This window comes from Photobacterium sanctipauli, assembly GCF_003026495.1.
In the GTDB taxonomy this organism is placed as follows: domain Bacteria; phylum Pseudomonadota; class Gammaproteobacteria; order Enterobacterales; family Vibrionaceae; genus Photobacterium; species Photobacterium sanctipauli.
Genome location: NZ_PYMA01000017.1, coordinates 107,989 through 130,292 on the forward strand (window position 1 = coordinate 107,989; position 22,304 = coordinate 130,292).

General features: G+C 48.4%; 20 protein-coding genes, 1 tRNA gene and 2 rRNA genes. 14 read left to right on the forward strand and 9 right to left on the reverse strand.

The genetic code is table 11. The features are described 5' to 3' along the window. Positions 1-137: 137 nt before the first annotated feature. The 3 genes from C9I98_RS21225 to C9I98_RS21235 all read left to right on the forward strand — a co-directional run bounded on the left by C9I98_RS21225 (position 138) and on the right by C9I98_RS21235 (position 4,354). Positions 138-1,112, forward strand: coding sequence for a TAXI family TRAP transporter solute-binding subunit (locus tag C9I98_RS21225; protein WP_036819275.1), 975 nt, complete (start codon positions 138-140; stop codon positions 1,110-1,112). Between the two features lie 120 nt (positions 1,113-1,232). Further along, complete coding sequence (locus C9I98_RS21230) at positions 1,233-3,812, forward strand: TRAP transporter permease (protein ID WP_036819276.1); 2,580 nt, start codon at positions 1,233-1,235, stop codon at positions 3,810-3,812. Positions 3,813-3,904: 92 nt separating this feature from the next. Further along, positions 3,905-4,354: a universal stress protein gene (locus C9I98_RS21235; protein WP_036819277.1), complete on the forward strand. Its 450-nt coding sequence runs from the start codon at positions 3,905-3,907 to the stop codon at positions 4,352-4,354. Positions 4,355-4,412: 58 nt separating this feature from the next. On the opposite strand, the gene C9I98_RS21240 is transcribed toward C9I98_RS21235, so the two are convergent. Continuing rightward, on the reverse strand, positions 4,413-5,027 hold the full coding sequence (locus C9I98_RS21240; protein WP_036819278.1) for a flavin prenyltransferase UbiX: 615 nt from the start codon (positions 5,025-5,027) through the stop codon (positions 4,413-4,415). Between the two features lies 1 nt (position 5,028). Next, positions 5,029-6,393, reverse strand: a complete 1,365-nt coding sequence (gene mpl / locus C9I98_RS21245) for a UDP-N-acetylmuramate:L-alanyl-gamma-D-glutamyl-meso-diaminopimelate ligase (RefSeq protein WP_036819279.1) — start codon at positions 6,391-6,393, stop codon at positions 5,029-5,031. A 210-nt stretch (positions 6,394-6,603) separates the two neighbouring features. Here mpl and fbp point away from each other — a divergent pair, with 210 nt between their 5' ends. The 3 genes from fbp (at position 6,604) to C9I98_RS21260 (ending at position 8,770) form a co-directional block, all read left to right on the forward strand. After that, the gene (gene fbp, locus C9I98_RS21250) at positions 6,604-7,620 is read left to right on the forward strand and encodes a class 1 fructose-bisphosphatase (RefSeq protein WP_036827513.1); all 1,017 of its coding nucleotides are present in this window, start codon (positions 6,604-6,606) and stop codon (positions 7,618-7,620) included. A 173-nt stretch (positions 7,621-7,793) separates the two neighbouring features. Beyond that, a complete protein-coding gene (ppa, locus tag C9I98_RS21255; RefSeq protein WP_036827516.1) occupies positions 7,794-8,327 on the forward strand; it encodes an inorganic diphosphatase in 534 nt (177 codons plus the stop codon). A gap of 65 nt (positions 8,328-8,392) precedes the next feature. Continuing rightward, positions 8,393-8,770 carry a rhodanese-like domain-containing protein gene (locus C9I98_RS21260; RefSeq protein WP_107272458.1) on the forward strand — a complete coding sequence of 126 codons (378 nt, stop codon included), beginning with the start codon at positions 8,393-8,395 and terminating at the stop codon, positions 8,768-8,770. A 15-nt stretch (positions 8,771-8,785) separates the two neighbouring features. Here C9I98_RS21260 and C9I98_RS21265 read toward each other — a convergent pair whose 3' ends face one another. The 3 genes from C9I98_RS21265 to tamA all read right to left on the reverse strand — a co-directional run bounded on the left by C9I98_RS21265 (position 8,786) and on the right by tamA (position 14,677). Then, positions 8,786-9,136, reverse strand: a complete 351-nt coding sequence (locus C9I98_RS21265) for a gamma-glutamylcyclotransferase family protein (protein WP_036828983.1) — start codon at positions 9,134-9,136, stop codon at positions 8,786-8,788. A 76-nt stretch (positions 9,137-9,212) separates the two neighbouring features. After that, positions 9,213-12,959 (reverse strand): autotransporter assembly complex protein TamB, encoded by a 3,747-nt coding sequence (gene tamB / locus C9I98_RS21270; protein ID WP_107272459.1) that lies wholly within the window; start codon positions 12,957-12,959, stop codon positions 9,213-9,215. Next, positions 12,956-14,677 carry an autotransporter assembly complex protein TamA gene (gene tamA, locus C9I98_RS21275; RefSeq protein WP_107272460.1) on the reverse strand — a complete coding sequence of 574 codons (1,722 nt, stop codon included), beginning with the start codon at positions 14,675-14,677 and terminating at the stop codon, positions 12,956-12,958. Before tamA ends, tamB begins: the two co-directional genes overlap by 4 nt. Before the next feature lie 177 nt (positions 14,678-14,854). On the opposite strand from tamA, the gene msrA reads away from it, so the two are divergent. Then, complete coding sequence (msrA, locus tag C9I98_RS21280) at positions 14,855-15,484, forward strand: peptide-methionine (S)-S-oxide reductase MsrA (RefSeq protein WP_036831598.1); 630 nt, start codon at positions 14,855-14,857, stop codon at positions 15,482-15,484. Between the two features lies 1 nt (position 15,485). Here the strand turns inward: msrA and C9I98_RS21285 are convergent, their stop codons facing one another. Further along, positions 15,486-15,692 (reverse strand): DUF1107 domain-containing protein, encoded by a 207-nt coding sequence (locus C9I98_RS21285; RefSeq protein ID WP_036831614.1) that lies wholly within the window; start codon positions 15,690-15,692, stop codon positions 15,486-15,488. A 271-nt stretch (positions 15,693-15,963) separates the two neighbouring features. Between C9I98_RS21285 and C9I98_RS21290 the strand changes: the two genes are divergently transcribed. From C9I98_RS21290 to C9I98_RS27160, 7 genes are all read left to right on the forward strand, one after another. Beyond that, positions 15,964-16,515, forward strand: a complete 552-nt coding sequence (locus C9I98_RS21290) for a YtfJ family protein (RefSeq protein ID WP_036831601.1) — start codon at positions 15,964-15,966, stop codon at positions 16,513-16,515. A gap of 433 nt (positions 16,516-16,948) precedes the next feature. Next, positions 16,949-17,608, forward strand: a complete 660-nt coding sequence (gene zrgA / locus C9I98_RS21295) for a zinc uptake protein ZrgA (RefSeq protein WP_036831604.1) — start codon at positions 16,949-16,951, stop codon at positions 17,606-17,608. A gap of 45 nt (positions 17,609-17,653) precedes the next feature. Further along, on the forward strand, positions 17,654-18,346 hold the full coding sequence (locus C9I98_RS21300) for an ATP-binding cassette domain-containing protein (protein ID WP_036831607.1): 693 nt from the start codon (positions 17,654-17,656) through the stop codon (positions 18,344-18,346). After that, entirely contained in the window at positions 18,343-19,602 is a 1,260-nt protein-coding gene (locus tag C9I98_RS21305; protein WP_036831609.1) for an ABC transporter permease, read from the forward strand. Before C9I98_RS21300 ends, C9I98_RS21305 begins: the two co-directional genes overlap by 4 nt. 6 nt (positions 19,603-19,608) lie before the next feature. Further along, positions 19,609-20,091, forward strand: a complete 483-nt coding sequence (locus tag C9I98_RS21310; protein ID WP_036831612.1) for a DUF3299 domain-containing protein — start codon at positions 19,609-19,611, stop codon at positions 20,089-20,091. Between the two features lie 141 nt (positions 20,092-20,232). After that, complete coding sequence (locus C9I98_RS21315; RefSeq protein WP_051902686.1) at positions 20,233-21,093, forward strand: TIGR03899 family protein; 861 nt, start codon at positions 20,233-20,235, stop codon at positions 21,091-21,093. A gap of 229 nt (positions 21,094-21,322) precedes the next feature. Next, positions 21,323-21,538, forward strand: coding sequence for a transposase (locus tag C9I98_RS27160; protein WP_107272461.1), 216 nt, complete (start codon positions 21,323-21,325; stop codon positions 21,536-21,538). A 355-nt stretch (positions 21,539-21,893) separates the two neighbouring features. Here the strand turns inward: C9I98_RS27160 and C9I98_RS21325 are convergent. From C9I98_RS21325 to C9I98_RS21335, 3 genes are all read right to left on the reverse strand, one after another. Beyond that, a tRNA-Asp gene (locus C9I98_RS21325) sits at positions 21,894-21,970 on the reverse strand. Between the two features lie 42 nt (positions 21,971-22,012). Continuing rightward, positions 22,013-22,128: ribosomal RNA gene (gene rrf / locus C9I98_RS21330) — 5S ribosomal RNA — on the reverse strand. Positions 22,129-22,211: 83 nt separating this feature from the next. Next, positions 22,212-22,304 (reverse strand): 23S ribosomal RNA (locus C9I98_RS21335); the annotation flags it as partial.

Below are 22,304 nucleotides of genomic sequence, written 5' to 3' on the forward strand. Positions count from 1 at the left end.
AACATAATTTTAATTTTATTCTGCTATTTTGGTATCATCTAGTTGATTTAGATGTGTAATACCTTTTGGTATGTGCCTTTTTCCACCGATGGAAAGACGCCTTAAACAGGAATAACAACAATTAGGAAGGGACAAACATGGCATTTAAGCAACTTGTCAAAGTGAGTGCACTTGCAGCAGCGGTTATGGCAACCGGCATGACTACCGCGCAGGCGCAAAGCTTTATCACTATCGGCACCGGCTCTGTTACTGGTGTTTACTACCCAACAGGTGGTGCAATTTGTCGTCTTGTTAATGCAGATCGCAAAGAGCACAACGTTCGCTGTTCGGTAGAGTCCACAGGCGGCTCTATCTACAACGTTAACACTATGCGTGCTGGCGAGTTGGATTTCGGTATCGTTCAGTCTGACTGGCAATACCATGGTTACAACGGCACCAGCAAATTCGAAGAGCAAGGCCCTTACAAGAAACTGCGTGCTGTATTCTCACTTCACACCGAACCGTTCAACATCATTGCCCGCACCGATTCAGGTATCAACAACGTTGAAGACCTAAAAGGTAAGCGTGTCAACATCGGTAACCCAGGCTCAGGCGACCGCGCGACCATGGGTGTGGTCATGGACGCTATGGGTTGGACCAACAAAGACTTCAAACTGGCATCGGAGCTAAAAGGCTCAGAGCGCTCACAAGCTTTGTGTGACAACAAGATTGATGCCTTTGTCTACGTAGTGGGCCACCCGAACGGTTCTATCAAAGAAGCAACCACGTCATGTGACGCCAAGCTAGTTTCTGCGACAGGCGAGAAAATCGACCAAATCGTTGCAGACAACCCATACTACGCGACAAGCACAGTACCAGGCGGTATGTACAAAGGTACAACTGACGATGTTAACAGCTTCGGTGTTGCGGCAACGCTGGTTTCATCAACCGATGTTTCTGATGATGTTGTTTACGCTTTGGTTAAGTCGGTATTTGAAAACTTCGATACCTTCAAGCGCCTTCACCCTGCCTTTGCCAACCTGAAGCCAGAAGACATGGTTAAAGACGGATTATCTATCCCTCTTCACCCAGGTGCGGTGAAATACTACAAAGAAGCTGGCTACCTTAAGTAACTAGCCCTGCTTCACTGCGGCATTTATGCCACTCATGCGCCGCATTCGCGGCGCGTGTTGTTTTTAAGTAACCCTATTACGATAATTTTCACTACCTAGTCCATCGAAGAAGGATTATGCATGACGAAGACAACCCAATCGTCGACAGATGTGCAAGATATGGTGGCTCAGGCTGATACAGGGGCACGAAGCCCCGTGGGACTGGCTGGAAATATCTTGTGGCTGGTGCCACTTTGCTGGTCACTGTTCCAGCTTTGGTACGCATCGCCGTTACCGTTTATTTTAGATTTTGGTGTGCTCAACGACACCGAAGCCCGTTCGATACACCTCGCATTTGCTATTTTCCTTGCGTTCACGGCCTACCCTGCCTTGAAGCGCTCACCAAGAGATAAGATCCCTGTCGTTGACTGGATCCTGGCGTTGGCCGGTAGTTTTTCTGCCTCCTATCTTTTCTTATTCTATACCGAGCTGGCAGGCCGCTCTGGTGCCCCAACCCAGTTCGACATCATTGCCGCCGTCACTGGCATGGTGCTATTGCTTGAAGCCACACGCCGTGCCCTCGGCCCCCCGCTAATGATCGTCGCCGCAGTATTCCTGCTGTATACCTTCGGCGGCCCTCACATGCCGGATGTTATTGCCCACAAGGGTGCCAGCCTGAACAAGGCAATGTCGCACCTATGGCTAACAACGGAAGGGGTATTTGGTATTGCTGTCGGGGTTTCGACCTCCTTCGTATTCTTGTTCGTACTCTTTGGTGCCATGCTGGATCGTGCGGGTGCCGGCGCCTACTTTATTAAAGTCGCCTTCTCACTGTTGGGGCACATGCGAGGCGGCCCAGCCAAGGCGGCGGTTGTAGCCTCGGGTTTATCTGGCTTGGTTTCCGGCTCATCCATTGCCAACGTGGTAACTACAGGCACCTTTACCATTCCGCTGATGAAAAAAGTGGGCTTCCCAAGCCATAAAGCGGGCGCGGTTGAGGTTGCAGCATCGACCAATGGCCAGCTCACACCGCCTATCATGGGGGCTGCCGCCTTCTTGATGGTGGAATATGTCGGTATCTCGTACGTGGAAGTGATCAAGGCAGCCCTTCTGCCTGCATTGATCTCCTACATCGCCCTGATTTACATCGTTCATCTTGAAGCTTGCAAGGCTGGTATGTCTGGGCTTGAGCGCCGCTACAAGCCGACGCTGGCTCAAAACCTACTGTCGTTTTCATCCACTATTGTCGGGCTTATCGTACTTAGTGCCATCATCTACTACGGCGTGGGTTGGACCAAAGACGTGTTCGGCGCGGCTGCTACACCAATGATCGGAACCATCATTGTTGTCGCCTACGTAGCCTTGGTGAAATACTCGGCAAACTACCAAGATCACACCTTAGAGGATCCTAATGCCGAGATCACCGAAGTACCTGATCCGGGCCCGACGGTAAAATCTGGTTTGTACTACCTATTGCCAATCGTGGTACTGGTATGGTGCTTGACCGTTGAACGCTTCTCTCCGGGGTTATCAGCATTCTGGGCGACCGTGTTCATGATCTTCATCCTGCTCACCCAGCGCCCGCTATTGGCTCTATTCAACAAAGAGAAGCCACTATCGCAGGCGACGATGGAAGGGGTGCATGATCTGCTAGAGAGCTTGGTATCTGGCGCCCGCAACATGATTGGTATCGGCGTGGCAACCGCCGCCGCCGGTATTGTGGTCGGCGTGGTCACCCTCACCGGTATCGGGTTGGTGATGACCGAGTTTGTCGAGTTCATCTCGGGCGGTAACATCATGCTGATGCTGCTGTTCACCGCATTGATCAGCTTGATCCTTGGTATGGGGCTACCCACCACGGCTAACTACATTGTTGTTTCCACCCTAATGGCACCGGTTATCGTTACTCTGGGTGCACAGCATGGCTTGATCATCCCGCTTATCGCCGTTCACCTCTTTGTGTTCTATTTCGGTATTTTGGCTGATGATACCCCTCCAGTGGGGCTTGCCGCCTTTGCTGCCGCAGCCATCGCCAAGAGCGACCCAATCCGAACCGGTATCCAAGGTTTCACCTACGATATTCGTACCGCGATTTTGCCGTTTATGTTCATCTTCAACACCCAGCTGCTGATGATGAACATCGATTCCTGGTGGCATCTCATGCTCACGGTGGGCTCCGCCATTATTGCAATGCTGACTTTCTCGGCGGCAACCCAAGGTTGGTGGTTCACCAGAACGAAGTGGTGGGAAGTCGCATTGCTACTACTGATCACTTTCTCGCTATTCCGCCCAGGTTTCTGGTGGGACAAGGTATACCCAGCTAAAGTTGAAATGGCCGGTACGGCGATCACCGAAACCGCCGAGCAGCTTTCGGTAGGACAACCATTTGAGCTTCAGGTAAGCGGTCAAAACCTTGAAGGCAAGTTTGTTTCCAAGCACGTCCTGCTGCCATTTGACGAAGATGCCGTAACAGCAGAAGAGCGTATCAGTTCAACAGGCTTGATGCTGCGCCAGGACGGCGACAAGATGATTGTCGACATGATTGAGTTTGGCAGTCCTGCAGAAGCTGCAGGTATCGACTTTGATTGGGAAATCACAACCGTTAGCCTACCGGCAGATCGTCCGATGAAGGAGTGGGTATTCATTCCGACCCTGCTCATTCTTGGGGGGCTGGGATACAACCAGCGCCGACGGGCGAAAAAGCTCGGCCATATCGCTTAAGCTTCACAAGATGATCCCTTCGTCACGAAGGGATCTTTTTCCCTGATGTACACTATAGGGAGAAGCGCTCCCTTTTAGTTAAGAGATACCTTATGTATAAACAAATTTTGGTTCCTGTCGATCTGAACGAACAAGGATTCGCAGACAAGGCCGTTGAGCTTGCGGTGTGGCACGCCAAACATTCCAATGCCACCATCCACTTGCTGAACGTACTGCCGGGGATCCATATGGCAATGGTTTCCAGCTACTTCCCCAAAGATGCAGCCCGCAAAATGATGCAGGATGCGCAAAAGCAACTTAAAGCCTTTGCTGAAGACTACATTCCTGCAGAAGTCGTGCACCACCAGTATGTGTCTGAAGGCAAAACATGGACGACGATCCTCGACCACGCCGAGCGTGTCGGTGCAGATCTAATCATCATGCCAAGCCACAAGCGCTCCAAGATAGACAAGGTAATGCTCGGCTCGGTTGCGGCCAAGGTTGTTGAAAACTCCCCTATCAATGTCCTTGTGCTCAAACCCCAAGCTCACCTTCACGAATAACCAAGCAGCCCGCAATATGCGGGCTGTTTTTTTAGGCTATTCTTTCACGCTCAGTTAATTAACGGTGATCGTACCCCCAACGCGGCACCAAGCCTTGCTCAACGCCAAGGTGGTCCAAAATACGTGCCACCATAAAATCCACCAAGTCTTCAATGCTCTGAGGTTGGTGATAAAAGCCAGGGGCAGCAGGCATAATGGTTACCCCCATCTGGGATAGCTTCAACATATTCTCCAGATGCAAGGTCGAGAATGGTGTCTCGCGTACCACCATCAGTAATTGCCCGCGCTCTTTCATCACAACATCGGCAGCCCGCTCAAGCAGGTTATCCGACAAGCCATGGGCAACCGACGCCAAGGTGCCTGCCGAGCATGGGCAAACCACCATGGTCTTCGGGGCTGCAGAGCCTGAAGCAACAGGCGAAAACCAATCCTCTTTGCCGCAGACCTCCAATTTGTCAGTCTGGCAATTGAGGTGCTTACACAGTGCAAGCTTGGCAGCATCAGGGCCTGCCGGTAGCTTCAAACCGTGCTCGGTTGCCAATACCACCCGCGCCGCAGAGGAAATCAAAAGATAAACATGGTAGTCCGCGGCCAGAAGGCACTCCAGCAAACGCAAACCGTATGGCGCACCCGATGCCCCAGTCCAGGCCAGTGTGATCCGCTTATCCTGCATATTACTTCTCGCTCTCATCAGAAAGCGCGGCCAATAACTTATTGTGGATCCCACCAAAGCCACCATTGCTCATCACCAAAATATTGTCGCCGGGACGTGCCGACGCAACAATTTTTGCCACCAGTGAATCAAGATCGGCATCAGTGTAGGCGGGTTGTTGGCAATGATCTGCAATTTCTTCCACCGACCACGGAATAGTATCAGGCTGGAAAAGATAAACCTCATCTGCCGCAGCAAGGGCAGGTGCCAAATCCAGCTTATGCACACCCAACTTCATGGTGTTAGAACGAGGCTCAAGCACCGCAAGAATGCGCTGCTCACCCACCTTTGCCCGCAACCCTTCTAGGGTCAGTTCAACGGCCGTCGGGTGGTGGGCAAAGTCATCATAAACCTGAACTCCGTTTTGCTCGCCTTTGAGCTCAAGACGGCGCTTGGTATTAACAAATTTAGCCAAGGCTTCACAGGCCAAGTCCGGGGTTACCCCAACATGGCGCGCGGCGGCAATGGCCATCAGTGCATTCTGTACGTTATGCTCACCGATCAACGACCAATTAACCTGCCCAACTTTGTTACTTTCAAAGTAGACATCAAAGTGGCTACCAGCTTGATCTCGCTTCTTCGCCTGCCAATCACCGTCGTCACCGCTGTATTCAAGCTCACTCCAGCACCCCATATCGAGTGTCTCGTCAATGGCTTGCACGCCTTTAGGTGCAAAAATACGCCCATTGCCAGGAACAGTACGCACTAAATGGTGGAATTGGCGCTGGATCGCTTTCAAATCATCAAAAATATCTGCGTGATCGAACTCCAGGTTGTTCATTATCAGCGTGCGTGGTCGATAATGAACAAACTTAGAACGCTTATCGAAAAAAGCACTATCGTATTCGTCCGCTTCAACGACAAAGAACATACTTTCGCCTAAACGTGCAGAAACACCGAAGTTTCCCAGTACCCCGCCAACCAAAAAGCCGGGCTGATAGCCACAATCCTCAAGGATCCAAGCCAACATACTTGCCGTTGTTGTCTTGCCATGGGTACCAGATACCGCCAGCACCCAACGGTCATGCAACAAAATTTCCTGCAACCACTGCGGGCCCGAGGTATAGCGTAGGTTATTGTTGAGTACATACTCAACACACGGGTTGCCACGGCTCATGGCATTACCCACAACCACGAGATCGGGTGCAGGCTTTAGCTGAGACGGGTCATAACCTTGAATTATTTCAATACCTTGCGATTCAAGCAGAGTACTCATTGGCGGGTATACATTGGCATCGCATCCGGTCACTTTATGCCCAAGCTGACGCGCTAGAATTGCTGCGCCGCCCATAAATGTGCCGCAAATACCGAGAATATGGATGTGCATAACTGTCAGCCCATTGGAGATGTCATAAATAAATCACGCAAATGCGTTACTTCAGTACCATAAAAAAGATCTTTATATACAATTCTTTATACACAAATAGACCACACTCTATAACATAGGCGAAAAGCCGACATGGGTATATAAATTGTCCGTTAGAGACATTGTACCTGACTTAACTGCCCCAATGACAACTTGATGCAAGGATTGTATATGTCCGATATTAGAACCCTTGGTGAGTTCATTGTCGAGAAACAGACTGACTTCCCCCATGCCAGCGGCGAACTTTCTTCACTGCTAGGCTCGATAAAGCTTGCAGCTAAAATCGTCAACCGTGAAATCAACAAAGCAGGCTTAGTTGATATTACCGGCTCGATCGGTGGTGAGAATATTCAGGGTGAGGAACAGCAAAAGCTCGATGTGTACGCCAACGAAAAATTCAAAGCAGCCCTAGAAGCCCGCGACCAAGTTTGTGGCGTAGCCAGCGAAGAAGAAGACGAAGCCGTTGCCTTCAACAAAGAGCTTAACCGCAACTCGAAGTACGTTGTATTGATGGATCCACTTGATGGTTCTTCGAACATCGACGTAAACGTTTCCGTCGGTACTATTTTCTCCATCTACCAGCGAGTATCGCCAGTTGGCACGCCAGCGACCGAAGAAGACTTCCTGCAACCTGGTAACAAGCAGGTTGCAGCAGGCTATATCATTTACGGCTCGTCAACCATGCTGGTTTACACTACCGGTAATGGTGTTCATGGTTTCACCTACGACCCTTCACTGGGTGTGTTCTGCCTTTCCCATGAGAACATGACCATCCCTCAGGATGGTAAGATTTACTCAATCAACGAAGGCAACTACATCCGCTTCCCGATGGGTGTGAAGAAGTACATCAAGTATTGCCAAGAAAATGTACCAGAGGATAGCCGTCCCTACACGTCTCGCTACATTGGTTCGCTGGTATCTGACTTCCACCGCAACCTATTGAAAGGCGGGATCTACCTCTACCCAAGCACCGCGACTTACCCTAACGGTAAGCTACGTTTGCTGTACGAGTGCAATCCAATGGCCTTCATTATGGAGCAGGCAGGTGGTGTGGCTTCCGATGGTGCCCAGCGCATCATGGATATCAAACCTACCGAGCTCCACCAGCGCGTGCCATTCTTTGTCGGTTCGACCAAGATGGTCAATAAGGTTGAAGAGTTCCTAAAGGAATTCCCAGACCAAGACTAGCGTCATTTACAGGCTGCATTTGCAGCCTGTTTCTTTATTGCCTCACTGTAAATGCCAACTCAGCCGATATTTGCCCCCTCGCTAAATGTTGCAATTAGACAAGGAATTGACGATGTTGCTATTATAATTTCAACATCACCAACAATTAGTTAACTTAACAAAAGGAAGAGAACATGAGCCTTAATCAGGTACCTGCAGGAAAGGACATCCCAGAAGATATCTATGTGGTTATTGAGATCCCGGCCAATGCCGATCCTATCAAGTACGAAGTTGATAAAGATACCGGTGCCGTATTTGTCGACCGCTTCATGTCTACACCTATGTTCTACCCGTGCAACTACGGCTACGTTAACCACACCCTATCGCTAGACGGCGATCCGGTGGATGTACTGGTACCAACCCCGCACCCACTCGTTCCTGGTTCAGTGATCCGTTGCCGTCCTGTTGGCGTGCTAAAGATGACCGACGAATCTGGCGAAGATGCGAAAGTCGTTGCCGTACCTCATACCAAACTCAGCAAAGAGTATGATCACATCAATGATGTTGACGACCTACCAGAATTACTAAAAGCCCAAATCACCCATTTCTTCGAGCGATACAAAGAGCTTGAAGCTGGCAAGTGGGTAAAGGTCGATGGCTGGGCAAATGCCGAGGCGGCAAAAGAAGAGATCCTAGAATCATTCAAGCGAGCACAAGAAAGCAAGTAAGTGACAAGGGGCGCAAATAACCCGCGCCCCAACTTCAATGAAAATAGCCTAGAGAAGAGATAGACATGCTACAGTGCCGTCGCCCACTAGTGATCTTAGCGCTGATACTGCTTTCAGGGCTCTCTCATGCAGAGGTCGTGACGCCAGAGCAGTTTTGGCAACACCACCAAGCCTCACAGCATGGAAAGCCGCTTATCATTGATGTACGCACCAATGACGAGTTTCTTGCTGGCCACCTTCCCAATGCCATTAATATTCCCTACGATCAGATAGAGCGCCTCACCAATATCGCTGAAGATAAAAGCCAGGCTATCTTCCTCTACTGCCGTTCGGGCAGACGCTCTGCCATTGCCGAGCAAGCTGTTCTAAAACAGGGCTATAGCAATGTATACAATGGTGAAAGCTACGAAGCACTACTAGAGGCGCTTCCGGCAAAAAAATAGCCGACGAGAAAATGGTCAGCTTCGATGGCACCAATCCCCATCTTCAATCAACGGAAAGCTATCCACATTGTGGTTGTATAAATACACCCATGCCCGGCCATGCTGCGTCTCCACCGGCTCCCTGCGGTAAAGTGACGGGTACTCTTCCAAAATATCGAGCTGGGCTAATTCCTGAGCCGAGACTTGATAGACTTCACCCGCAATCCTACGGTTATGCTCGGCATCCACCAGTGCGGGGTAATAGCCAAGGTTAAAGAGCTGGTATCTTCCTTGAATTTGGCATTGCCCCAAATATAGAGCCTGCTGCAATAAATGGTGATTGCTCTCCCCCTTGCGCAAAGTGCCGTACACGAAAACTTTATCCATCGCCCAAGCTACCTCCATAAAAAACCGGCCTATGATCATTCGCTGACCATAGGCCGATTAGCAACTGCAATACTAATTAGTTAAATTCAAATTGGTAAAGTAAGTCAACCGCACTATCTAGCCCCGACACCACTTCCACATACAGATCTTTCATCAGGCGGTAACGAACCGTGAATTCAGGGATCGAGTTGAATATCCCCACCCCGTATTTCACCTGCAGGCCTGGCGCGATATAACCGCTGATAGTCACTTGGGTATCATCCCCAGAACCAGCAGTATCCAACGACAAGTCCTGTACACCGAAAGCTTCACCGACATTGCCGACCAGCTGGCCACTCTGGGCGAGTCCCATGCTGATCAGTGCTGTTGTCATTGCGTCGCCACTATCACTTGACTCACTGTCCAGATCCTTGCCGCGCAGGATGTAAGACAGCGCATTTTGCTGCGGCATGGCCGGATCCGAGAAGATATCCACCTTCGGCTCATCCGCCGGCCCCGTCACCCGAATACCGGCTATAACGTCATCTTCAATATTGTCAGGGTCACGTATCGCCTCTATCGATAAATACGGTTGATCTGCCGGGCCGTTAAACAAAATCTGCCCCTTGCGGATCACGAGCTCTTGAGCAAAGGAGCGGTAGGTACCGTCACGTAGGTTTATCTCACCATAGACCAATGGCCCTTTATTGTTCTGGCGGACATTTAAGTCACCCACCAAACCAGACTTCAAGCCAAAGGCTGAAAGCTGGACATCATTACCGACATTAATCATGATGTTAGTCCTCACCGTGAATGGGACTATCGGCTCTTGCTCTATCGGCTGCAGATCATCGCTCAGCAAGATTTCATCACTTGAAACAGAGACAGCAGACTCAGGTAGCTGATCCACCTTTATTCTCCCCCAGGGAATACCGACCTTACCGGTGATCTCTGCCATTTTCGGGGATGCCTTGATGGTCAAGTCCGGGGACACCTTCAACGCAACCATTGGCGGTACACTCACCTCTAGCTCTCGTCCGTTCACCCTTAACTGGCTCTGCCAATTAGCCAAATCACGCCAGTCTGCACTACCTTTCAATGCCAGCTTTCCATCTGGAGTGATCACATCCCCATGCAGCTGGGCTTGGTAACCACTGAAGGTAGCCGCGATATCCGCCTGAGTAATATCAATCGGTACCGTACGGCCGATAGCCTCAACATTACCTACTTTTAATACCCCGTTTACCTGGGGATGCATTATCGGCCCCGAGACGGACAAATTAGCATCAACCTGCCCATCAAACTGGTGATAATCCCTTAGCAGGGGCTGCAAAAAGCCAAGCATGAAACGATCAATTTTCAAGTCAGCCTTTAACTGTTGCTCAGCAGTGAGTTGGGTCACTGTTGCCTTACCGGAGATATCGCCATTATCCTTAACAGCAATCAGCCAGTCGGCATTCAGTACATCCTGCTTCACCTCGGCATTCAAAGTGATGCTATCCCAGCCCAAGCTCAATTCAGGCTCATCGTCTTCAAGCTGCTGCCTGACAGAGCCTTGCGGCAGCCTAACACTGGCATTGACATATGGTGCAGACTCCGGCGCCCAAGCCGCCTCCACGTTCGCTCCTAACTCCCCCGTTAACTCTAACTCTTCAGGGAGGAAAGGCGCGATTAAAGCAAAGTCGAACTGGTTCACTGCAACCTTCGCCCGCCCCGAGGCGCCAGCTTCAAGATTTTCGGTCAGGCATAATGAGGCATCATTCTGTTGCCAACAGTGCGCAGCAACATTCGCAAGTTGGGTCTTGAAGTTATAGCCAATTGGCGTTGCTCGGTTAAGGCGCCAAGGGCCAATCTCTGTTGCCACCTCTCCGCGTTCCAACTCACCTTGCCAGCCAGCCTCACGATCCAAAGCCCCCGTTAATCGCAAGGCAGTGCTTACTGGTTCAGCATCCATGTCCAGCTCAAGCTGGTGTTGCTTCTCGGTACCACTAAACAGTAGCGAAAGCTGTTTCAGTTGCACGCCTTCCGCCTGCCCGTTGCGGGCCAATAAAGAAATATCAGCATTAAGTTCCGGGACGGGTTGAACCTGCCCTTTCAGTTCAAGGCTTTCCAAAGAAAAGAGTTCTTGCCAACCCAGCGCTTGACCCACTAAATCAAGCTGCAGATCTGGCTCAGCCATCTTGCCACTCAACACCACATTACCTGCGACATTGCCACGCAGCCCTGGTACCGATTGAGACAAGTCAGGTGCTTGTATCGTCGCAGCTATATCCCAATTTTTAGCCAACTGCCCTTCTGCAGTTAGGCTGTTGGGGCCATGCCGAACAGAAAGCCCTTGGGTATCAAGTTCAATATCACCCTTGCCGGCAGGATCTTTGGCCGTTAGTTGCCCATCAAGGATCAAAGGCTGCTCCATCACTGTACCATCAACATCCAGCATCGGTAGCTCGACATACCAACCACCCGCTTTGGTTAACCCGCCAGATGTTTCTATCTTGCCGCTAACATTACCTTGAACATCAGGCCACTCTACCCCCGGTTGGATCTGTGAAAACGCCAACACGCCCTGCCAATTTACCAACTCCTTCCAGCTAGCCTTAGCATTCCCGGTGATCTCTCCACCTAAGGTTTTAATCACCAGTTGGCTCAAATCAACATGGGTGGTGCTTCCGCTACCGACTAAATCAGCATCAACTGCCGGCATCGGCTTACCGTCAATTTTACTTTTTGCCGTGAATGAAAAGCGCTCTAGCTCCCCCTTGGCATCTATTGAAGTGTCGGCCAAAGTAAACTCAGCCTCTTTATCTATTGGCCATTGGATATGCTGGCTACTCAACGCCAAATCAAAAGGTAAACTCGGCTCTAAAGGGGAAAGCTGGCCAGATAACACCGCATCCAGCGTCCCTTGCAATTTCGCATCCAACGCCAGTTCAGCCAAGCTACCGCTCGCCTCAAGCGACAACTGATGACCGGCAAGCGGTGCCATCGCAATATCTAGCCCCGCATCAAGAGAGAGTGGGTAGTTTTCAGCCAGCCGGACTTCACCCGAGGCATCAAGCTTGGCCTGAGGAACATCCAGTATCAGCTGAGATAGTTGTATATCATGGCCCGATGCTTTTGCCACAAGCTCCAGTTTATTGACAACTTGGGCTGTTTCCCCCTTCAGTTCAAAACCTGAAACGGTAAACCTCTGTATATCAACCGATAGCGGGATCAGCACTTCAGGTAAAACAATACCTCCAGCGCTATCACTCTTTGGGGTCTCTTCGACAGGCTCAGGCGTCCCTTCTGAAGTAGCCAATTCAAGCGTTATTCCCTGCCAATCGGTAGGTTTGAGCGTAAGCTCGCTCCCTTCCATCTCTGCAGCGGTTGAAAAATGTTGCCACGCAACCTTATTCCCTAAAATATCTAAATCAATATGCTTAAGAGCCAGTTGCTCCAGCCGGATCGGCAACGGTAGCGCGATCTCTGTGATTGGCTCACTTGCTTCACTTTCGGGTTCATCACTGCTCTCCGGTAACGCCGGTAATGAAAAAGTGACACCATCGACAGCAAGGCTCGAAATACAAACAGCAGGTTCAAGCAAACATTGATCGTCAATCACCAACCCAAGCGATTTAACGTCTAATACAATATTGCCATCATCATAGGCAACTTGATTTAACGAAAACCCCGTCAGCAAACTGCCGGAACTGCCGCCAACCGATAGGGCTGGCAATGCTTTTTGAGCGCCCCACAAAGCCACCTTGATCCCAGCAGGTGTATACAGCAAGGCGGTTACCGCAATCACCAGCACAACAAATAAGGCCAATAACACGAGCGATATACGCTTTATCCAAATCATATCTCAGGCCCTAAAATAAAGTGGATTTGGAACTTGTCTCTTTCTTTATCAAGCCCCCATGCAAAATCCAGTCGGATCGGTCCAACCGGCGATGCCCAGCGCACACCAACACCGGCGCCACTTAGCCAAGTAGGATCATTAATCCAAGCCGAACCATAGTCGTAGAACACAGCTCCCCACCAATCACCATAAACCCGGTACTGGTATTCTAAGGAAGATGTCAGCATGTATTGACCACCGCGAAGCGCGCCATCACTATCTCTTGGCGCAATCGACTCATAGCTATATCCACGAATACTATTGTCTCCCCCGACAAAAAAGCGCATGGATGGCGGGATATCTTCTAGCTTATCGGCAATAATGGCGCCGCCATCGACCCGGAATAAGCCGCGATGATTCTCTTGATAACTTCTGATCCAAGCAGAGCGCCCTCGGAACCTCGCTAAACGGGTATCAGATCCTAAGGCTGGGTCTGAGAACTCCATCGCAATCAGCTGCTTGTCACCCCATGTCGGCATAGCGCCCCCACGAACCCGGGTTTTGTCATAGCTGATCCCCGGAAGTACCATCGCGAGCACCCCCGATTCCTGCTTACCTTGCTTATAGTCCTCATAGAGTAAGCGCAACGAAGCAATACGCTTCCACCCCGACTCCAACCGCCAATGGCGCTCCAAGCCCAGGTTATACTCGGTACTCACCGTATCGTGGTTATCGACATAGCGGATCCCGCCAACCACTTGGTAATAGTCATTCAGGACGTCATCGAGAGGGATTTTGTAGGTCGCCTCAATCTTTGGCTGAATTGCCGATATTTCGGTTTTGACATTCAAGCTATGCCCGGCACTGTTCAACCAAGGCTTGCGCCAATTTAACTTAAGGTTAAGGCCCACATCCGTTGAATAACCAATACCGGTTTCCACTTGGTTTCTTACCTGAGGCTCAACCACGACATTGATAGGCACACTGTCGCCTTCTAAGTTTTGAACATCCCCCCCAACAAAGATGGATGAAAACCAACCAACACTGGACAAACGCTGGTTAAACTCGCCGAGAGTGGACGCAAGATAGGGATCGCCTTCTTCATAGGGTACTAACGATTGCAAGCGATCTAGCTCAATTTGGCTTCCCTTGAATGAGGTATGGCCGAAGTTGTACCTTTGCCCTGCGGCAAATTCGATAGTAATAAAGGCTTCATTACGGCTAGGGGCAACCTCCAATTTACTGACTTTGAGCTCAGCATCAAAATAGCCTTTACGCAGCGCAAGGCTACTCAGTGACGATTTTAGAGAGTCATAATTGCCGTGGTTAAGGGTATTGCCCAAGCCAAGGCCGCTATTTCGTACCAAAGAGATAAAATCAGGGTCGTCTTTGGCCATCCCGGCAAGTTGGATATTGCTGCGAGCGATCACTGTCTTTGGGCCAGCATCCACTTTTACCAATAACCTACTGTCACCCTCGTCATCATCTTCTTCAAAAGTAATCACGGGGTTATAACGGCCAAGCGCCTTCAGGCCATTGCGGATCTCGCCCTCTAACTGCTCACGAAAACGCAATGATGTACTGTATTCCTCTTCAGGGATCGCTGAAACATAGGCTTCCACATTATCTTTGAGGCTTCCCTTTAAACCGGTGATTTCTAATGACGTTTCAGCGTACACATCCAGTGCCGCTGATAACGCAAGCGTGACAAGGCTGTAGCGCAGTATTTTTTTATTCATTCTTATTTTTTACTTCATCAATAAGAGCATGATTGTTATTCATCTTTTGAGCATTTCTTAATTTTGACAAAGGCCAGCCATAACTGCCAACAATTTGGCATGAAAAAGCAATGAAGTTGAATCTCCCTGCCGTTTCCTCTACTTTGAAAAAAAGACAACGTTATAGGGATGCCGCAAATGTCTAGCACTAAAACAGAACTACCTAACGCCGAAACAGCTTTGATCGGCCGAGCAACACCTATCATTCCCTCGGGCCCACACGCCGTCAACGGTACACCGCTTAACGACTCGGTTCCTGATGGTCTGGAAGAAATTATCGTTGGAATGGGCTGCTTTTGGGGGGCGGAGAGGCTTTTTTGGAAACAGCATGGCGTTTATAGTACGGCAGTTGGCTATTGTGGCGGCTTTACCCCAAACCCAACCTATGAGGAAGTTTGTAGCGGTAAAACAGGCCACACTGAAGTGGTTAGGGTGATTTTCGATCCCCAAATCAGTTCTCTCGATCAGATATTAACCTTGTTCTGGGAGAATCATGATCCAACCCAGGGCATGCGCCAAGGAAACGACAGGGGGACCCAATATCGTTCAGCTATTTACACGCACACAGAAAATCAAGCTTTACACGCCCAACAAACCAAAGAGCGCTATCAAAGTGTGCTTGGTACCAGTGAGATCACAACTGAAATTACTTCAGCAAGTACCTTCTACTTTGCCGAAGACTATCATCAGCAGTACTTAGCTAAAAACCCCAATGGCTATTGTGGCCTTGGCGGGACTGGCATCTGCATGCCCCCTCAGGATAAATAACCTATATAACTTCAGCAAGTTGTTCGATTTCTCGATTAACTTCGCTTAAAGTCATCAGTACCTTCTTATCCTTGCTATTCGGTGGCAATAAACGGCCACCGTCAAACTCATAACCACCAATACCAACGATATAGAGCCTTCCCCGAAAGTAGCTTTTAACGTATCGAGCAACTTGATTTGGCCGGTAATGTTTAAAAATTTTCAGCATACCCATTCCCCCATATGCTCTTTCAGACCGGTGCCAACCGGAACAATTACAGAATGCATTGTGCGTTTTTTACCAAGCAAGTTTCTCGCCAAGTTTAGCTACTCTGCTTTCAATACATTGGGAGCGTCGCCGTTGCAGTTTGAGAAACATTTTGCAAAGCAGTTTTTTTTACTATCTGTGGCACAGAACCCAATTTTTGACACTGGTTTTACCAGTTAGCAAACCGTAATCTAAGATAATGGAACCTCAAATAATTTATGGAATAAATACAATGAATAAGAAGCTCGCAATTACTTTACTGGCTGCATTATTTCCAACATTTGCCATGGCACATAATATTACAGTTGGTGAGCCGATCCCTTCGGTCACAGTGGCTGATAAAGGTGAGATTCTGGTCGAAAACGACGAAGTGGTTTACCAAGCGTGGAATAGCGAACAACTAAAAGGCAAAGTACGCATTATCCAAGCTATTGCAGGGCGCAGTGCAGCTAAAGCAATGAATGCCGACTTGATGACCGCAATAACAGATGCTGGCTTTCCAGCAGACAAATACCAGACCACAACGATCATCAACCAAGGCGACGCGATGTGGGGAACAGGCGGATTCGTAAAATCTTCAGCCGAAGACAGCAAGCGTGAATTTTCTTGGTCATCAATGGTGCTCGATGCAACAGGCTCTGTTCACGCTGATTGGGAGCTAACTGCCGAAAACTCTGCGATTATCGTATTAGATAAAGAGACGAATGTGCTGTTTGTCAAAGAAGGCAAGCTAAGCGCAGCTGAAATCCAACAAGCGTTAGATCTGGTAAAACAAAGTCTATAACGTACCAAACTAATGCGTTGGAATTCATGACAAAGCCATGACCCAGCCCCCCAGTAATGTTATATTATTACAACTTTGGGTCATGGCATTTATAAAGCACAGTGAGACTATACTTCCAGCGCAAACAACTATGCCTTATCTCGCTTTTTATCGGTCTAATGGTCATCATTGGGCCCCACACCGTATTGCACAAACTCGAGGCAACGTCTCCTCATCACCATATTGATAACTGCCCAACCTGCCATGTTATCTATTCAGCCATTTCCCCTGAAGAGCAGCCGTTGGTTCAACTTCCGACTGACCTTCTCACTGTCATATCCTTAGTTTTGCCTTTTTGGTATTCAGTGATCTTCACCCAAAATGCAAGAGACCCTCCGCACGCCATTGCTTAATTTCAGTCTTAGTATCGAATTTTTATGTATATGGAGTCCCAATGAACAACCTAACTAAGCTATCACTATCATCCTTGGCTGTTGCTGCCGCGCTTGTAACCACAGCGGCTAGTGCAGAAGAAACTTTCCGCCAGCACGGTGCCCATGTTCATGGTGAGGTAGAGCTAAACATGGCGAAAGAAGGCAACCAGGTGCTACTTGAAGTAAACGCACCAGGCGCAGATGTTGTAGGGTTTGAACATGCACCCACAAACGCAGAGCAAGAAAGCGCCATCGAAGACGCGATTAAAAAGCTAAAGAATGCCGAATCGCTATTTGTCTTTTCTCAAGCAGCCAACTGCCAGTTAGACCAAGCAATGGTTGATGAAACGCTAACTAAAGATAGCCACGATGACCATGGACACCATGACAACCATGACAACCATGACAACCATGACCATCATGAAGGCCACGACCATGATGACCACGCCCATCATGATAAGCATGATGATCATAAAGACCACGACCATGATCATGATGGCCATGGTGAATTTAATGCGCAATACGCATTTACTTGCGAAAATATCGACAAGCTTTCACAGCTAGACGCACAATGGTTTAACACCTTCCCTTCAACAGAAAGCATTACCATAAATGCCATTACAGAAGCCGAGCAGCTATCAGGAAAATTACAGCCTGGCAGCACGGTATTTAAATTCTAATGTAAGGGGTATGGGGAGCTTAGCTCCCCATTCAAAGGAAAAGACATGAAAACAATTGAGCTTAGTCGTCTAACTTTTCGGTGGCCGAACCAACAACGCGACTTACTTAATATTCCCTCATTAATAATAAAAAAAGGGGAAAAGGTATTTTTAAAAGGGCCAAGTGGGAGTGGAAAATCGAGCCTTCTCAGTCTTCTTGCCGGCATATCCCAACCAACTACTGGCTACATTACGCTTTTGCAGCAGCCTTTTAGCCAACTAAAGTCGAGACAACGGGATCAATTCCGTGCCGACAATATCGGCTACATCTTCCAGATGTTCAACTTGCTACCTTATCTCTCGGTTATTGACAACGTACTACTGCCTTGCCGTTTTTCCAAACAAAGGCGTCAACAACTTGGCAAGGAAATGCATGTTGAGGCCCACCGCCTTCTATCGCAACTGCAACTACCAGAAGAGTGTCTTACACGACCTATCACTGAATTGAGTATCGGCCAACAGCAACGTGTCGCAGCAGCTAGAGCACTGATAGGGTCACCTCAATTACTCATTGCCGACGAACCAACCTCAGCACTCGATCACGACAACAGAGAAGCCTTTATCCAGCTGCTAATGGAAGAGTGTGAACGCGCTGATATCACCCTACTGTTTGTTAGTCATGACGAAACACTCGAATCACTTTTTGACCGTAGCATCTCATTGAACTCATTAAACCTAGCTGCGGGAGAAAGAAAATGACCGCAATTATCAGACTGGCGCTACAAAGCCTGGCCAACCGAAAGACCACAGCCCTTTTGACACTGCTCACCGTAGCTATTTCAGTCACCTTGCTGCTTGGTGTAGAGCGAGTGCGAACCCAGGCTAAATCCAGCTTCGCCAATACAATTTCAGGCACAGATCTTATTGTCGGTTCCCGATCTGGCCAAGTAAACCTATTACTGTACTCCGTCTTTCGCATTGGTAACGCGACTAACAATATAGATTGGCAAAGTTACCAAGAAATAGCCAACCACCGGTCAGTCCGCTGGGCTATTCCTATTTCTTTAGGGGATTCACATAAAGGCTTTAGGGTTGTTGGCACTACCGGTGCTTATTTCGAGCACTTTCGCTATGGCCAAAAACAACCTCTGGAATTCAATGAAGGCAATAAATTCAATACGTTATTTGAAACAGTCATCGGCTCAGAAGTTGCTAAAAAGCTAAATTATAAGATCGGTGACGAAATCATTATTGCTCATGGTATCAGCGACCAGTCATTTAACAGACATGACAACCTACCATTTAAAATTGTCGGAGTCCTTGCTCCAACAGGCACTCCTGTTGACAGCAGTGTCCACGTTAGCCTGGAAGCTATCGAAGCTATCCATGTCGGCTGGGAAAGCGGGGCTAACCTTGGCGCCTCGCCGTCTGCCGAGGTACTAAAGCAACAGCAATTCGAGCCAAAGCAAATTACTGCATTTATGGTAGGGCTTAATTCAAAGATCCAAACTTTTGCATTACAACGATATATCAATACCTACCCGAAAGAGCCATTGAGCGCCATTATGCCGGGAATCGCGCTTCATGAGCTATGGGGAATGATGTCAATTGCCGAACAGGCTTTATTGGCAGTATCAGGCTTCGTTGTTATTGCAGGGCTGCTAGGAATGCTCACAAGCTTACTAACCAGCTTAAATGAACGCCGGCGAGAAATGGCAATTCTACGTGCAATGGGAGCGAAGCCAAGCCATATATTTTTCTTGCTAACTAGCGAAGCTGCAGCACTCACTGCTGTCGGCATCCTGCTGGGAACAACACTGTTATATAGCATGCTATTCTTCGCTCAGCCGCTCATTCAAGAGCATTTCGGATTGCTAATCTCAATTACTCCGTTAACATCCCACGAGCTTATGTTACTTTGTCTAGTACAATTAGCAGGTATGGTTGTAGGGCTCGTCCCGGCAATCAGAGCCTACCAACATTCACTGTCTGACGGGATGACAATTAAGGTATAAACCGCAATGAAAAAATGGCTACTCATCTTATGCTGCTGGTTACCAATATCCAGCTTTGCAAGCGAAGTATTAACCTTAGATTGGATTGATTTGGTGCCAGAGAAAGAGCGTCAGCAATTTAATCAAAATCAAATGCCCCTTCTTAACCATGATGGAGAAGCGGCTCAACAAACTCTCGTCGGAACGGTTAGGGAAGAGCTAAATGGCAGTAAGGTAAAGATACCAGGTTTTGTCATCCCACTCGAAGGCGATGATAAAGCAATTACAGAGTTCCTGTTAGTTCCTTACTTTGGGGCATGTATCCATGTTCCACCACCGCCACCAAACCAAATAATTTATGTGAAGTTTCCCGATGGTGCTCCAATCCAACAACTTTGGGATGTGGTATACATCGTAGGTACTTTAAAAACCCAAGCAGTCAGCCACGATCTAGCTGAGGTGGGGTACCTACTTGAAGGTACCAAGCTTGAAGAATACGACGATATGTAAATAAGCAAAAGGAAGCGGCAAACATACAGCAACTTAGCTTTGCCGCTTTCTCCTTTAAAGAATACCTCTCCAGCACAACGTTCGTTATTGCCTACGTAGCCATGCACTGCTAAAACATACAAGCTAAGCAAGGAGCAAATAATGAGTGACCACAAAGTTACACCACTGTCGTCTACATCCGCAAAACCAGCTATAGAGAGTTCCAGAAAGCCTGATGAAGAGAGCGGTAGTCAGTTTGAAGATCTAGCGATAGGTAATGGACTCAGCTACCTCATCAACAAGCAAGGGCCAGAGACGCTTCACCAACGCTTCAAGGCACGGCAAGAAATCGCAGAAAAGCAACAGCAGGATAATTTAGAAAAAATCTTTAAGCTTACTCATGAAAGCTGCAAAGGAAAGAAAACGTCAGAGCTAGACCCAGACTGGCTATATCAATTTATCTCTATCTCTCAACAGATCCAAAACACGTCAATGCAGCGTCTATGGAGCCGCCTTCTCAAACAAGAGCTGATCACACCCCAATCTATATCGATAAAAACACTCAATATATTAAAAAAGATGACTCACAAAGAGGCACAAATATTTCATCGCGCATGCATGCTCGCGACCCAAATAGGTAATGACCATAGTAAAAAACTCATCACCAGCCTCAAGCGCAGCCCATCATTATTATCACTGCTCTTCTCGACAAAAGTAGAAAAATTAAAGCTAGGCTACTTCCAACTCCCATACGCTGACATACTGACACTGATGGAGCTTGGATTGCTCATCCGCACAGAGCTAGAATCAGGTTCCCTAAAACCGAATATAGCCCTTTCACTTCGCTATCAACAATATCAATACCAACTCACACCACCAAAGTCAGGCTTCAGCTTGACCTATTATCGATTCACGCCAACAGGTCAAGAAATCGCAGACCTGCTTGGTGATAAGGCTCATGAACCTTTTAGGGAAAGTCTACTTGAGTTACTACAGCAACATTTCCTCATTGAAGAAAGATAAAAGTCGAACTTCATGTAAGTAAAACCAACCCAAGTAAAGATACGATCTAATTGAGATTACCCACTTAATGCACTTTCCCATTTCAAAGAAGGGCATTCCCGCAGACAAATTACCAAGTTTCTTAAAGTCAGCAGAACCAGTGTAAACAAATGAGTTCATACTTTCCTCGAAGAAGATCTTGAAGAACCTCAGGAAAAACCAAGAACATTTGTAGTGGCATACAGAAGTTATTACGGATGAATTTGAAAACATCAGTATCATCCAGCTCCCTCCCCACTCCCTTGATATGAACCCAATAGAGCAAGTGTGGAACTTGTTAAGACACCATTGTTTAGCAAATCAAAGTTTCACTGAATATAACGATCTCGTCAGCAAAGTTTGTATGGCATGGAACCAGTTTTTAGTAAGCAGCGAAAGGGTATCCGAAAATGTTGGTTCAACCTGAACAGTTAGTTTTCCAGATTGGTATAAGTCGAGCATCGGGAGGCCTGATCTGAAGTTTCTTCAATACCAGACATAAAAAAGCCCAAGTCGTAAGACTTGGGCTTAGTATTAGTATAAGTGGCGGAACGGCCGAGCTGACGTTCTATCGGACTCGCGCACGAGCGGGACTCATTCGCCTGTAATGCGAACATATCTCACAGATGTAAAAAGCCCCGTCTATAGACGAGGCTTCTTAATAAGTGGTGGTGCTGATGGGACTCAACGCGCACGGCCAGTGCCGCGACTAAAGTGCGCAGCACTTTTAGGGCGCGTAGAATGCAAAAAACCTCAGCCTTTCGACTGAGGTTTCTAATAAGTGGCGGAGCGGACGGGACTCGAACCCGCGACCCCCGGCGTGACAGGCCGGTATTCTAACCAACTGAACTACCGCTCCACTCAAACCACCGCAGGGTCACTGTGGTGATCTAAATTGGAAGCTTGGCGATGTCCTACTCTCACATGGGGAAGCCCCACACTACCATCGGCGCTATTACGTTTCACTGCTGAGTTCGGCATGGGATCAGGTGGGTCCATAACGCTATGGTCGCCAAGCAAAATTCTTACAATCTTGAAAGCTGATGTTCTCAACACTCATCCAAGTGTTCGTGGAGTCCGTAAAACCCCTTGGGTGTTGTATGGTTAAGCCTCACGGGCAATTAGTACAGGTTAGCTCAACGCCTCACAGCGCTTACACACCCTGCCTATCTACGTCGTAGTCTCCAACAACC